The organism is Methanobrevibacter intestini, assembly GCF_047402955.1.
GTDB classification, from domain to species: domain Archaea; phylum Methanobacteriota; class Methanobacteria; order Methanobacteriales; family Methanobacteriaceae; genus Methanocatella; species Methanocatella intestini.
On record NZ_CP187956.1, the window covers coordinates 1325862 to 1338670 of the forward strand.

At 32.5% G+C, this 12809-nt stretch carries 12 protein-coding genes; 11 read left to right on the forward strand and 1 reads right to left on the reverse strand.

What is annotated here, in order from left to right:
- Position 1 precedes the first annotated feature (1 nt).
- Complete coding sequence (locus tag ACMC9J_RS06090; protein ID WP_019266459.1) at positions 2–571, forward strand: pyruvate kinase alpha/beta domain-containing protein; 570 nt, start codon at positions 2–4, stop codon at positions 569–571.
- 77 nt (positions 572–648) lie between these two features.
- Here the strand turns inward: ACMC9J_RS06090 and mtrH are convergent, their stop codons facing one another.
- On the reverse strand, positions 649–1590 hold the full coding sequence (mtrH, locus tag ACMC9J_RS06095) for a tetrahydromethanopterin S-methyltransferase subunit H (RefSeq protein ID WP_019264525.1): 942 nt from the start codon (positions 1588–1590) through the stop codon (positions 649–651).
- An 830-nt stretch (positions 1591–2420) separates the two neighbouring features.
- On the opposite strand from mtrH, the gene ftsZ reads away from it, so the two are divergent.
- The 10 genes from ftsZ (at position 2421) to thiI (ending at position 12586) form a co-directional block, all read left to right on the forward strand.
- Positions 2421–3554, forward strand: coding sequence for a cell division protein FtsZ (gene ftsZ, locus ACMC9J_RS06100; RefSeq protein WP_427003061.1), 1134 nt, complete (start codon positions 2421–2423; stop codon positions 3552–3554).
- Between the two features lie 135 nt (positions 3555–3689).
- Positions 3690–3869 carry a protein translocase SEC61 complex subunit gamma gene (locus tag ACMC9J_RS06105; RefSeq protein ID WP_019264523.1) on the forward strand — a complete coding sequence of 60 codons (180 nt, stop codon included), beginning with the start codon at positions 3690–3692 and terminating at the stop codon, positions 3867–3869.
- Between the two features lie 233 nt (positions 3870–4102).
- Positions 4103–4573, forward strand: a complete 471-nt coding sequence (locus tag ACMC9J_RS06110; protein WP_004032377.1) for a transcription elongation factor Spt5 — start codon at positions 4103–4105, stop codon at positions 4571–4573.
- Complete coding sequence (locus ACMC9J_RS06115) at positions 4573–5055, forward strand: 50S ribosomal protein L11 (RefSeq protein ID WP_004032376.1); 483 nt, start codon at positions 4573–4575, stop codon at positions 5053–5055. The genes ACMC9J_RS06110 and ACMC9J_RS06115 overlap by 1 nt, the downstream gene beginning before the upstream one ends.
- 156 nt (positions 5056–5211) lie before the next feature.
- The gene (locus tag ACMC9J_RS06120) at positions 5212–5880 is read left to right on the forward strand and encodes a 50S ribosomal protein L1 (protein WP_011954010.1); all 669 of its coding nucleotides are present in this window, start codon (positions 5212–5214) and stop codon (positions 5878–5880) included.
- A complete protein-coding gene (locus ACMC9J_RS06125; protein WP_019264522.1) occupies positions 5880–6887 on the forward strand; it encodes a 50S ribosomal protein L10 in 1008 nt (335 codons plus the stop codon). The genes ACMC9J_RS06120 and ACMC9J_RS06125 overlap by 1 nt, the downstream gene beginning before the upstream one ends.
- 68 nt (positions 6888–6955) lie before the next feature.
- Positions 6956–7261: a 50S ribosomal protein P1 gene (rpl12p, locus tag ACMC9J_RS06130; protein ID WP_427003062.1), complete on the forward strand. Its 306-nt coding sequence runs from the start codon at positions 6956–6958 to the stop codon at positions 7259–7261.
- Between the two features lie 177 nt (positions 7262–7438).
- Entirely contained in the window at positions 7439–10132 is a 2694-nt protein-coding gene (gene alaS, locus ACMC9J_RS06135; RefSeq protein ID WP_427003063.1) for an alanine--tRNA ligase, read from the forward strand.
- A gap of 119 nt (positions 10133–10251) precedes the next feature.
- Positions 10252–11439, forward strand: a complete 1188-nt coding sequence (locus ACMC9J_RS06140; RefSeq protein ID WP_019264519.1) for a potassium/proton antiporter — start codon at positions 10252–10254, stop codon at positions 11437–11439.
- 1 nt (position 11440) lies between these two features.
- The gene (thiI, locus tag ACMC9J_RS06145) at positions 11441–12586 is read left to right on the forward strand and encodes a tRNA uracil 4-sulfurtransferase ThiI (RefSeq protein ID WP_427003064.1); all 1146 of its coding nucleotides are present in this window, start codon (positions 11441–11443) and stop codon (positions 12584–12586) included.
- Positions 12587–12809 lie beyond the last annotated feature (223 nt).

Sequence of the window (12809 nt, forward strand, 5' to 3'; positions counted from 1 at the left end):
AATGGAAAAATCTATAACATATTTTGAAAAAGAAGGAGAAGATTATACTGATGAATTAATTTCTCTTGTTAAACAAAGATTAGATGAATCTGATGAGATTAGATATATTCTTATTGCTTCAGCATCCGGTGCATCAGCTTTAAAATTAGCAGATGCTATTGAAGGAGATGCACAAATAATCAATGTAAGCCATCATGCAGGATTCAGCGGACCGAATGAACTTGACATAACTGATGAAATGATTGATGAACTTGAAGAAAAAGGTGTTGATACTTTTATCGGATCCCATGCATTTAGTGGAGTTGGTCGCGGAATCACTAATAAATTAGGGGGTATAAATCCTCCGGATATTATAGCTGATACTCTTCGTATGTTTTCACATGGTGTAAAAGTAGCTTGTGAAATTTCTATTATGGCTGCAGATGCGGGATTAATTCCTGTTGATGAAGAAATCATAGCTGTTGGTGGACGTGCACATGGTGTTGACACTGCACTTGTTTTAACTCCGGCTAACATGACTAATGTTTTTGATTTAAATATTCATGAAATTATAGCTATGCCTCGTCAATAGCTTCTTTTTTTTATTTTTTTTTAATGGTGATGGTTTATTGGTTAAATGGAATATAGAAAATAGGTAATTATTATTTTTTATAATAGATTATTAATTGGATGTGATTCGATAGATTCAGTATCAAGTTCTGCAGCAGCTTCTGCAATAAACATATCAGTTTGAGCAATAGCTGGGAAACAGATTGTTGCATTATCAATAGGTCCAAATAAAACAAAGTCTCCTCCAACCATTACTTGAAGAATATTTGCACCAATATCACAAACAGTAAATGCAGTTTTATTTCCGCTTTCGTTTTTGTAATCTCTTAACCAGTCCCAAGCAGATGGGATGTTGTGAATACCTGATCCGACTGGATATCCCCATTTGGATTTTTCTGCAAAAGTAGCACTACCTGCAATACCTGCACCTTGTCCTAATGGAGTTACAGCAGTATCCATCATAAATTTAGTAATACCGCAGTCTTCAGCTACTTCAAGTAAACCTTTTTCGTAAGATCCGTCATCTCCGTCTTCCCACATAGCTATTTTTCCTTGAACAGTACTGTTCATTGGGTTGAATCCTAAGATAATGGATGAGTCAATATCAGTTTCTTTAAGTGCTTCTAATTCAGATTTTTCTGCAGACATATTAATGGAATTGTAAATAGCTCTTTCAGTTAAACCAACTTCATCAGCATATCTTGCACCAGCTACTCTAGCATCTCCGGAAGTGGAGTCTATAAGAAATGGAAGTTCATAGTTGTCTCCAACAAATTCAAGATATTTTACAATAGCTTCTTCAGTTTGTCCGAAAACTTGAGCAATACAAGGGTTTCCAGTTACATCAGACATTTCAATCATGTCAGTGAGAAGTTTGTCTGCTCTGTCTTTATCGAAATCTCCTGTTAATTCATCGTTAACTATGTTGTGTCCGCCGTAGAAAATAGTACCACATAAAACTGTTGGATATTCTCCTGGTTGTCCACCCATTTTTACTCCACCAAAATCAAATACGGTTTGTTCTTTATCAAATTTAAACATTTAAATTACCTTTGTTGTTTTTGTAATCTCGAAGATACATGAATTATCAAATATTATTTAATAAAACTACATTTTTCTTTAATAAAATTATAATAAAATTTTGAACATCATTATAAATTTATAAAAATATCTTAATTTTATTAAATAATATTCATTAAATATTCTTTTTAATTAGTTTATTTTCAATATTTCTTTGAGATTATTTAATAGTATAATGTTTAGACATATATAAAACTATTGTATTTTATTCAATAATTATTTTTATTTTTTAATTAACTGTTTATTTTTATTTAATTTTTTTATTTAATTTTATTTTTAAATAATTTTATTTTTTTTCAATTTTTTAACTTAAAATAGATTTGTTTTGTCTTTTTTCAAAAATAGAAGGTATGATGTCACTATTTTCAATAAGTTAATATTTAATCATGATTAATAATAAAAAATCCAATAATTTCTTTCAATGTTTTATTTTAATTTATATTTTTTGTTATTTTACTTAATTATACATTTGTAATTAAATATTTCTTGTATTAAATGGTTATAATTAAGATATTAAAATTTAATAGTATTTGGATTGTTTTAATATTTTGAACTTTTATTTTTTATACTTAAATTCCTTTTATTCTTTTTTGTAAATTTATTTTGATTTTAATCTTGTATTTCGGTTATATTTAAAATATTTAGATAATTATACTTCATTTCATAGCTAAATTATATGCCAAATGGATTTATTTTAGTTTTTTCCAATCAAAATTTAAAAAGTAGTGGCATTTAAATATTAGTTGTTACAAAAATAGTTAACATATTTAAAGAGTATGTGGGGTTAACTCGTGAAATTTATAGATGATGCAATCAAAGAATCCGAAGAAAGAATGGAAGAGAAAGCACCTAAAAAAATTTCCTCAGATATTGACAATGATTTAATAAAATTATTTAAACAAAATAAAACTAATATTTTTGTTGTTGGTGCTGGGGGAGCAGGTAATAATACTATTTCTAGATTAAATGAAATAGGTATTGAAGGAGCAACAACAATTACTGTAAACACTGATGCTCAAGATTTATTTTATAGCCAGTCTAGTAAAAAAATCCTCTTGGGAAAACAAACATGTGGCGGATTAGGTGCTGGTGGAGATCCTTCTGTTGGTGAAGAATGTGCTGAAGAAACAGAAGATGAACTTAGAGATGAACTTGAAGGTGCAGATATGGTATTTGTAACCTGCGGGCTTGGTGGAGGAACCGGTACTGGTTCAGCACCAATTATAGCTAAATTAGCTAAAAAAGCAGGTGCATTAACTGTTGCTGTAGCTACTATGCCTTTCTCAGCTGAAGGTATTAGAAGAAGGGAAAATGCAGAAAACGGTTTGGAAAAACTTAAATCTGCTGCAGATACTGTAATTATTATTCCAAATGATAAATTATTGGAAGTAGCACCAAACCTCCCTTTAAACAAAGCATTCATGGTTTCTGATGAAATTTTAGGTAGGGCAGTTAAAGGCATTACTGAACTGATTACTAAAAGCGGTCTTGTAAGTCTGGACTTTGCTGATATTAAAAGTATTATGGGCAGTTCCGGTATGGCTATGATTGGTATGGGTGAATCTGATTCTGGCGACAGAGCATTAGAATCTGTCCATGAAGCATTAAGCAGCCCATTATTAGACATTGACATTTCCAATGCTACTGGTGCTTTAATTAACATTGCAGGTAGTTCTGACATGACTTTACATGAATCAGAAAAAATCGTACAGGTTGTTGCTGACAAATTAGATCCTGAAGCTAACATTATTTGGGGAGCTCAAATTGATGAAAGCTTGGAGAATACTATTAGAACAACTATTGTTGTTTCAGGTATTTCTGAGTCTAAAGACAGCAACTCTGTAAATGATGATGATTTTGAAGATTCTCAGGAAACTACTTCTAATGAAGATCAATTAGATGATTTCATTGATGGAATATTCTAATTCCATTTTTCTTTTTTTATTTCATAGAAAACTTTATTAATAAATAAAATTAAAAATTATTTCATTACTATTATTTTATTATAATTCACTACTATGGGATTAAATTCTGTAGTTTTTTATTAAAGGGTATTTAATATGAATGTTCAAGAACGTTTTGATAAAACTATTAAAGATTGTAAAAGAGTATTAAAAGTATCAAGAAAACCAGACAAAGAAGAATATTTGGAATTTTCAAAAATTGTAGCAATTGGAATTGCTATTATTGGTGTTGTCGGTTTTGTAATTGTATTAATCGGTGAATTAATAGGATTATAATTATTCATTTTTGCATAATTTAATCTCAAGAAATTATAATAAAATTTAATTTGTAATATTAATTTTATTTCAAAATTTAATTTTTTGAAAACTTTAAATACTATTATCAATATAGATATAGATATTATAAGAATCTAATTATTTCATGATTCGTTTCTTGTTTAATTATGTTTTTATAATAACTTTTAACTTAACTATATGATTTTATTAACTTAAAAATAGGTGATTTTTTCATGGAAGATGCTAATAGTTCCATATATGCTCTTAAAACCTCTGCAGGTCAGGAAAGAAATGTTGCTAGACTTTTAGCTCATAAAGCTATCAGTGTTGAAGGCATAGGTATTTCTGCAATTCTTGTCCCAGAATCTTTAAAAGGATATATATTAGTAGAATCTTCAACAAAAATAGATTTAAGGAATCCTGATCTTAAAGTACCTCATTTAAGAGGTGTTGTCGAAGGTAAACATGGAATTACTTTTGAAGAAGCTAAAAGATTCTTGAAACCTGAACCTATCATTTCCTCTATTCAAAAAGGAAGTGTTGTTGAACTTATTTCTGGTCCGTTTAAAGGAGAAAGAGCAAAAGTGGTTCGTATTGATGAATCACGTGAAGAAGTAGTTCTAGAGTTAATAGAAGCAGCAGTACCGATTCCGGTTACTGTAAAAGCTGATCAAATTAGAATTATTCAAAAGGAGGCTGACTGATGGCTAAAGATACAGTTGAAATTCTTATCGAAGGCGGAAGCGCAACTCCTGGACCTCCATTAGGTCCAGCATTAGGACCTTTCGGTATTAACATGATGCAAGTAGTTGAAGAAATTAATAATAAAAGTGCAGACTTTGCAGGAATGAAAGTGCCTGTTAAAGTTAGCATTGATAGAGATACTAAAGAATTTGAAATTGAAATTGGTACTCCTCCAACTACTTCTCTCATTATGGAAGAACTCGGCATTGAAAAAGCTTCTCATGAACCAGGTGCAGATATTGTAGCTGATTTACCTATTGACAAAGCTTTAAAAATAGCTAGAATGAAATTTGATTCATTATTAGCTAATGATTACAAAGCAGGTGTCAAAGAGGTAATGGGAACCTGTGTAAGTATGGGACTTTCTGTTGATGGTAAAGACCCAAGAGAAGCACAAAAAGATGTTGATGCTGGAAAATACGATGATGTTTTAGTTGAATAAACATTGTCTATTCAAATTTAAAATTTAAACTTATAAAACAGTGTATATGATGTTATAATTGCGATTATAATTGATATACTGTTTAATTCATGCAATCGAAGAAGAATTTTTTCTTTAATCGATTACTCATGAAACCAAATTTAAAAAAATAATCCAATGAACACGTATTTGTTCATGGGGGATAATATGACACAAGAAGTATTAGAAGCGGTGAAGGAGGCAAAAGAACAATCAAAGCCGAGAAACTTCACACAGTCTGTGGATATGATTGTTAATATTCGCGACTTAGATGTCAAAAAACCAGAAAATAGGTTTAATGAGGAAGTTACTCTTCCTAACGGCCGTGGCAAAGAAGTCAAAATCGGAGTCATAGCTGATGGGGAACTTATTGTTCAAGCTAAAGATGCTGGTGTCGCTCTTGTGATTAATAAAGCGGATTTAGAAGAGTTAGGAAAAGACAGAAAAGCAGCTAAAAAAGCAGCAAACTCTGTTGATTTCTTTATAGCTCAAGCTGATATGATGCCACTTGTTGGTAGATTTTTAGGTCCAATTCTTGGTCCTCGTAATAAAATGCCAAAACCAGTGCCAGCTAGTATCAAATTAGATCCTCTTTTAGAAAGATTACAAAGCACAGTTAAAGTTGGTATCAAACAACAACCTGCTATTCAGATTATTGTTGGAAGCCAAGATATGTCAGATGAAGATTTAGCTGAAAATATTGAAACTGTTCTTACAGTCTTAGACCGCCATTTAGATAAAGGAAGAAATCAAATTAAATCCATGTTTATTAAAACAACTATGGGTCCAATAGTGAGGGTGATCTAATGGCTCATGTTGCTGAATGGAAAAAAGAAGAAGTTAATGAGCTCAAATCTTTAATTGATAAATATGATGTTATCGGAATTGTTGATTTATTAAACATTCCAGCAAAACAGCTCCAAGAAATGAGGAAATCTCTTCATAACAAAGCTGTCATCAGAATGTCAAAAAAGAATCTTATTGATTTAGCTCTCGAAGATTGTAATGCTAGTAAAAACAACATTGTTGATTTATCAGAGCATATGGAAGGTCAAGTTGCAGTTATCGCAACTGAAATGAATCCTTTCAAATTGTATAAAATATTAGAAGACAGTAAAACTTCAGCTCCTGCTAAACCGGGCGCTATTGCTACTGATGATATTGTTATACCTGAAGGAGACACAGGTTTTGAACCAGGTCCATTCCTCGGTGAATTACAACAAGTTGGAATTCCAGCTAAAATTGATAAAGGTAAAATTGTTGTTTCTAAAGAAACCGTTCTTGTAGAAGCAGGTGAAGAAGTATCTGCTGCTGTTGCAAGTACTTTATCAAGAATGGATATTAATCCTATGGAAGTTGGGATTGATTTAAGAGCAGTATACGAAGAAGAAGCAATTTATACTTCTGAAGTACTCGCAATCGACGAAGAACAAACTTTAGCAGATGTTCAAAATGCATTTAAAAGTGCATTCAACTTGTCTGTTAATGCAGCTATTCCTACAGAGGAAACTATTTCCACAATCATTACTCTTGCTTACACCAGAGCAATCAATGTTGGTGTTGATGCAGCAATAATGACTTCTGAAACCTCAGAGCCAATAATTGGTCTCGCACAAGCTAAAATGTTAGCTTTAGCATCTGAAGTATCAGGTACTGAAGGTGCTTTAGATGATGAATTAGCTGAAAAACTTTCTAATGTAGCAGTTGCAGCAGCTCCTGCTGTTGAAGAAACTGTTGAGGAAGAAGAGGAAGAAGAAGAGGAAGAAGATGCAGAAGAAGAAGCAGCAGCTGGGTTAGGGGCTCTCTTCGGTTAAAATAATTAATTAAAATTTTTTATTATTATAAACCTTACAAATTAGATTATAAAACTAATGGTGATAACATGGAATATATATATGCGGCAATGATTTTGCACAGTGCAGATAAAGATATTAACGAAGAAAATGTTAAAAGTATTATAGAAGCAGCAGGAATTGACGCTGACGATGCTAGAATTAAAGCATTAATCGCAGCTTTAGAAGATGTTGACATTGATGAAGCAATGGAAACTACTGCTATGGCAGCAGCTCCTGCAGCAGCAGCTCCAGCAGCAGCTGAAGCAGCTGTAGAAGAAGAGGAAGATGAAGAAGAAGAGGAAGAAGAAGCTGAAGAAGCAGCAGCAGCTGGTTTAGGAGCTTTATTCGGATAGATTTTTTCTATCTTTTTCTTTTCTTTTTTATTAACTACTATTTTTATTAATTAAAACTTATTTTCAACTTAACACTTATTTTGAGCACTTATTAATGTAATTACTTTTTCTAAAAATATATTTATTATATTAAAAACAAATAGTAAATTATAATAAATAGATTTTAAATTGATTGAAATGCTTGAAATATTCGATAAACTTGGTTATAAAAAACAAAAATGTAAAACTTGTGGACATGAATTTTACGCACAAGTTGACAGGGATACCTGTGGGGATGCTCCATGTGATGAATATGAATTTATTGGAAATCCTGCAACTGATAAACCTTATACTTTATATGAAATTCAACAAGTTTTCAGAGAATTTTTAGAAAAAGAGGGACATACTCCTATTAAGAGATATCCTATTTTAGCTAAAAGATGGAGAGATGATGTATTTTTAGTTGGAGCTTCTATATTCTGTTTCCAGCCATGGGTTACTTCCGGTATGGTTAAACCTCCAGCAAATCCTTTAGAAATTGAACAGCCTTCTGTTCGTTTAAATGATGTTGATAATGTCGGAAGAACCGGCAGACACATGACCTGTTTTACAATGGGATCCCATACTGTAATAAATACTGAAGAAAATTTTATTTACTGGGAAGATGAAACAATAAGACTTTGTCATGAGTTTTTCAAATATATCGGAATCAACACTGAGGAAATCTGCTTTATCAAATCATGGTGGAGCGGCGGAGGTAATGAAGGACCTTGTTATGAAGTTTGTGTCCGTGGTGTAGAATTAGCTACTTTGGTTTTCATCCAATATAAAACTTTAGACAATGGTGAAAAAGAAGAAATTCCAATTAAAGTTGTAGATACAGGTTACGGTTTGGAAAGAATCGCCTGGATTTCTCAGGGAACTCCTACTGCTTATGATGCATGTTTCGCTCCGGTAGTTGATAAATTAAAAGAGTTGACTGATGTTAAAGTCAATACTGAGATTTTGGCCCGCAATGCTCAGATAGCTGGTATGATGGATATTGAGGATATTGGAGATATTAAAGAGCTTCGTCAACAGGTAGCTAATAGTTTGGGCATTACTTTAGATGAACTTTTAGAATCTGCAGAACCTATGGAAGCAATTTATATTATTGCAGACCATACCCGCTGTCTTGCTTTCATGCTGGCTGACGGCATTATTCCTTCAAATGTAAAAGAAGGTTATTTGGCCCGTTTAGTTTTAAGAAGAACTGTCCGTTTCATGAAAGAATTAAACATGAAAGAGTCTTTGGCAGAGGTTATGGGAATTCAGCTTGAATTTTTAACTAAATTTTATCCTGAAATTAAAGATTCTGAAAATCATATCATGAACATTATTTCTCTTGAAGAGGAAAGATATAAATCTACTATTAAAAAAGGAACCAGTATTGTTAAAAGATCCATTAAAAGACTTAAAAAAGAAGGCAAAACTGAAATGCCTTTGGATATGCTGATGGATTTATATGATGCTCATGGAATTCCTCCGGAAACAGTTGTTGAAATAGCTGGAGATAATTTCACTGTAAATGTTCCTGATAATTTCTTTACTCTTGTAGCAGGAGCACATGAAAAAGACACCTCCAATAAAAAGGAATCTTTTGAAATTGATTATCCTGAAACTGATTTACTGTTCTACAAAGATTTTAATCAGAAAGAATTTGAAGCAGAAGTTTTAGGAGTAGTTGAAAAAGACGGTAAAAACACACTGGTATTTGATAAAACAGTATTTTATCCTGAAGGTGGAGGTCAGCCTTCTGATACAGGTACAATTTCTGCTGACGGTAATGTAATCAATATCAATTATGCTGAAAAAGTCAACGATGTGGTATTGCATCATGTAGATGGAGACATTGATTTAGATAAATTTGTCGGTAAAAAAGTTGAAGGTAAAATTGACTGGAACAGAAGAATAACTTTAGCCCGCCATCACTCAGCAACTCACCTGATTGTAGCAGCTGCCCGTAAAATCTTGGGAGAACATATCTGGCAGGCTGGTGCTCAAAAAGGAGTATCCAGATCACGTATAGATTTATCTCATTATAAACGTATTTCTCAAGAGGAACTTAATGAAATTGAGAAATTAGCTAATGAATATGTAATGGACAACATTGAGTTGGATATTAAATTTTATACAAGAGATGAAGCAGAATCGTTATATGGATTTAAACTTTATCAGGGCGGTATTGTACCGGGCAAGTCAATTCGTGTTGTTAAAATACCGAGGATTGATGTTCAGGCTTGTGCAGGAACTCATGTTTTAAGAACTGGAGATATAGGTCCAATTAAAATCAATAAAACCGAAAGGGTTCAGGACGGTGTTGAAAGGATTGATTTCTCAGCAGGTACAGCTGCAGTTGATTCTATTCAAAATGAAAATAAACTGCTTCGTGAAAGTTCCGGAATCTTTAAGGTTGATAATGATCAGCTTCCAAAAACATGTGACAGATTCTTTTTGGAATGGAAAGCACAGAAAAATGAAATTGACAAGTTAAAGTCTGAAATAGCCAGTTTAAAAATGAATTCATTAGCTGATGATGTTAGTGAAATCAAAGGTCTTAAAGTTGTTAAACAGTTAATTGATGCTGATTTTAAAGAGCTTCAAAAAATTGCAACTGACTTTACAGACAATGACAAGGCTGATGTTGTTTTAATGGGTAACAATGACGGTAAAATCGTTGGTGCAGCTTCCCAGAGGGCTATTGATGCAGGCATTAAAGTAAATGAAATAATTAAAAAAGCTGCAAATGTTCTTGGCGGCGGTGGTGGCGGCCGTCTAACTCTTGCTCAGGGAGCAGGACCTCAATGTGAAAATATGAATGAAGCATTAGATACTGCTATTGACCTTATTTAATTAAATAGGGTCTTTAACAATAATGCTTATAAATGTTAAAATTAAAGATTTATATGAGCTGTTATATTTTTTAGCAACGGCGATATAAATCTGAATTTTTTTAAAATAATTTGATATGTATGTTTGATGTTCATTTAGTACTGTTGTTTATAGGATTTTTACTTTTAGTCTGTGTATTGTTAAGTAAATTCACAGCTAAAATCGGTGTTCCTGCATTATTGATTTTTTTAATTGTAGGTTTAATTTTAGACACTAACCAATTTATATCCTCATCGATAGCGGATTATAACCTGATTCAATCGATAAGTATATTTGCCCTGATTATTATTATGTTTTCGGGAGGTCTGGATACTGAACTTGCCAACATTAAAAGGGTAACCTGGGAAGGAATCTCCTTATCTACCATAGGGGTTTTTATTACTGCAATGGTTGTAGGAATACTTGTTCATCTGTTATTCGGTTTGGGATGGCTGGATTCATTTTTAATAGGTTCAATTATATCTTCTACAGATGCAGCGGCAGTGTTTTCAATTTTCAAAACACAAAAGTTACATATTAAAGATAATTTGGACCATATGCTTGAGCTGGAAAGTGCTACAAACGATCCGATGGCGTATATACTTGTAACATCAGTAATTTATTTGATAATGCATCCTGAAACTTCCATACTGCTTTTGGTATTTAATTTCTTTAAATCATTAGCTTTAGGATTAGTAATGGGTGCAATTTTAGGTAAAGGATTTTCAAAATTACTTGCAAGAATTAAATTAAGTGTTGAAGGATTGTATCCTGTATTGCTGTTGTCAGCAGCTATTCTTTCTTTTGCAGCTACTGAAGTTGTTGGGGGAAACGGATTCCTGTCAGTATATCTTGCAGCAGTAATAATTGGTAACTGCAAAATCAAATATAAATATACGCAATTATCATTTTTCGAAGGTATTGCATGGATTATGCAAATTGTAATGTTTGTATTGCTTGGTGCATTTTCATCAATAAAGGAACTTATACCTGTTCTGATTCCGGCAATATGGATTGCAATGATACTGACATTTGTGGCAAGACCAATTGCAGTATTAATATCTTTAGCTCCATTTGATATAGACAGACCTTCAAAGGCATTTGTTTCATGGGCAGGAATTAAAGGGGCAGTGCCTATTGTATTTGCATTTTATCCGTTGGTACATGGTATTTATAATGCACAGCTGATATTTGATATTGTAATGGTTGTTACTTGTATTTCAGTACTGGTACAGGGATCCACTCTTAAATTTATGGCTGGACACCTTAAAGTATTAAAAGAGGAATAATATGAATTATGATGTAGTTATAGCACGTTATGGTGAAATTGGTTTAAAGAGTTCAAAAGTAAGGGCACGTTTTGAGCGTAAATTAGTTAAAAATATTAAAGCAGCTATTGACTGTGAAGTTGACAGAAACCAGGGAAGAATATATATCTTTCCAAAAAACTATGGCGAGTGTTTAGAAAATTTAAATAAGGTATTTGGTGTTGTATCTTACTCTCCGGCTGTTTCAACATATGGAAATTATGAGGATATTGAAAAAACATTAGGTGAATATGTGGATGGTCTTCTTCGTGAAGGATTTATAGGTGAAGATACCAGATTTGCCATAAAATGCAGAAGGGTGGGAAACCATGATTTCACATCTCAGGAAATGGCTGCATTTTGCGGTTCTGTAGTTGTTAAAAAAGTGGGATGTCCTGTTGATTTAACAAATCCTGAACTTAAAATATATGTTGAAGTAAGGGATGATGAAGCTTTTATTTACCATGAAAAAATTGACGGTCCGGGAGGCCTTCCACTGGGAACACAGGGAAAGGTAGTTGTTTTGGTTTCCAGCGGTATTGATTCTCCTGTGGCTGCTTATCTTATGATGAAAAGAGGCTGTGAGGTTATAGCACTTCACTGTGACAATGCTCCATTTACAGGTCCTAAAGTTCATGAAAACTTTGATAAAATAATTGATCAGCTTCAAAGCTATGCAAAAGGAGTTCCCATTACAAAAAAAGTTGTTAAATATGGTGAGTATTTGCAGCAGGCTAAAGACTGTGCTCCTGAGAAAATGACCTGTGTTTTATGCAAATCAGGAATGTATCAGATAGCTGAGAAATTAGCTCATAAATACGGTGCACTTGCTATTGTAGACGGAAGCAGTGTAGGCCAGGTTGCTTCACAGACACTGTCTAATATATTAGCTACCCGTCATGGTGTTGACATGCCTATTTTAAGTCCTTTAATAGGTCTGGATAAATTGGAGATTACCAGAATAGCTGAGGACATCGGAACTTTTGAAATTTCTAAATTGGATGATGGGGGATGTCATGCAGTTCCAAGATATCCTGAAACAAAAGCAGATGTTGATAGAGTTGAAGAGGCTTGCAGGGCAATGAATCAAAAAGAAGCTATTGAAAAAGCCTTCAATTCTATTGTTTAATCTTTTTTCTTCTTTTTTTTAAATTCTGATGTAACTTATTTTTTACTTTTCAAAAATATTTGATAAATCTTAAATATGTCCTTATAATATAAATATAAATCATATTCAAAATTTGTTTAGTTTTGATAAATTTATTTTGAATTTATTGATGTGTGTTGTACCGGTTTTAATCCGGTTTAACTTATTGGGGGTTATAATTGATATTTTGGCGGTGTTTAATAAT

What these genes read in the sequence shown, in the direction of transcription:
- thiI (WP_427003064.1), top strand. Translation starts at nt 11,441, where the DNA reads ATGAATTATGATGTAGTTATAGCACGTTATGGTGAAATTGGTTTAAAG.
- ACMC9J_RS06115 (WP_004032376.1), top strand. Translation starts at nt 4,573, where the DNA reads ATGGCTAAAGATACAGTTGAAATTCTTATCGAAGGCGGAAGCGCAACT.
- ACMC9J_RS06140 (WP_019264519.1), top strand. Translation starts at nt 10,252, where the DNA reads ATGTTTGATGTTCATTTAGTACTGTTGTTTATAGGATTTTTACTTTTA.
- ACMC9J_RS06110 (WP_004032377.1), top strand. Translation starts at nt 4,103, where the DNA reads ATGGAAGATGCTAATAGTTCCATATATGCTCTTAAAACCTCTGCAGGT.
- ACMC9J_RS06120 (WP_011954010.1), top strand. Translation starts at nt 5,212, where the DNA reads ATGAACACGTATTTGTTCATGGGGGATAATATGACACAAGAAGTATTA.
- mtrH (WP_019264525.1), bottom strand. Translation starts at nt 1,590, where the DNA reads ATGTTTAAATTTGATAAAGAACAAACCGTATTTGATTTTGGTGGAGTA.
- rpl12p (WP_427003062.1), top strand. Translation starts at nt 6,956, where the DNA reads ATGGAATATATATATGCGGCAATGATTTTGCACAGTGCAGATAAAGAT.
- ACMC9J_RS06090 (WP_019266459.1), top strand. Translation starts at nt 2, where the DNA reads ATGGAAAAATCTATAACATATTTTGAAAAAGAAGGAGAAGATTATACT.
- alaS (WP_427003063.1), top strand. Translation starts at nt 7,439, where the DNA reads ATGCTTGAAATATTCGATAAACTTGGTTATAAAAAACAAAAATGTAAA.
- ACMC9J_RS06105 (WP_019264523.1), top strand. Translation starts at nt 3,690, where the DNA reads ATGAATGTTCAAGAACGTTTTGATAAAACTATTAAAGATTGTAAAAGA.
- ACMC9J_RS06125 (WP_019264522.1), top strand. Translation starts at nt 5,880, where the DNA reads ATGGCTCATGTTGCTGAATGGAAAAAAGAAGAAGTTAATGAGCTCAAA.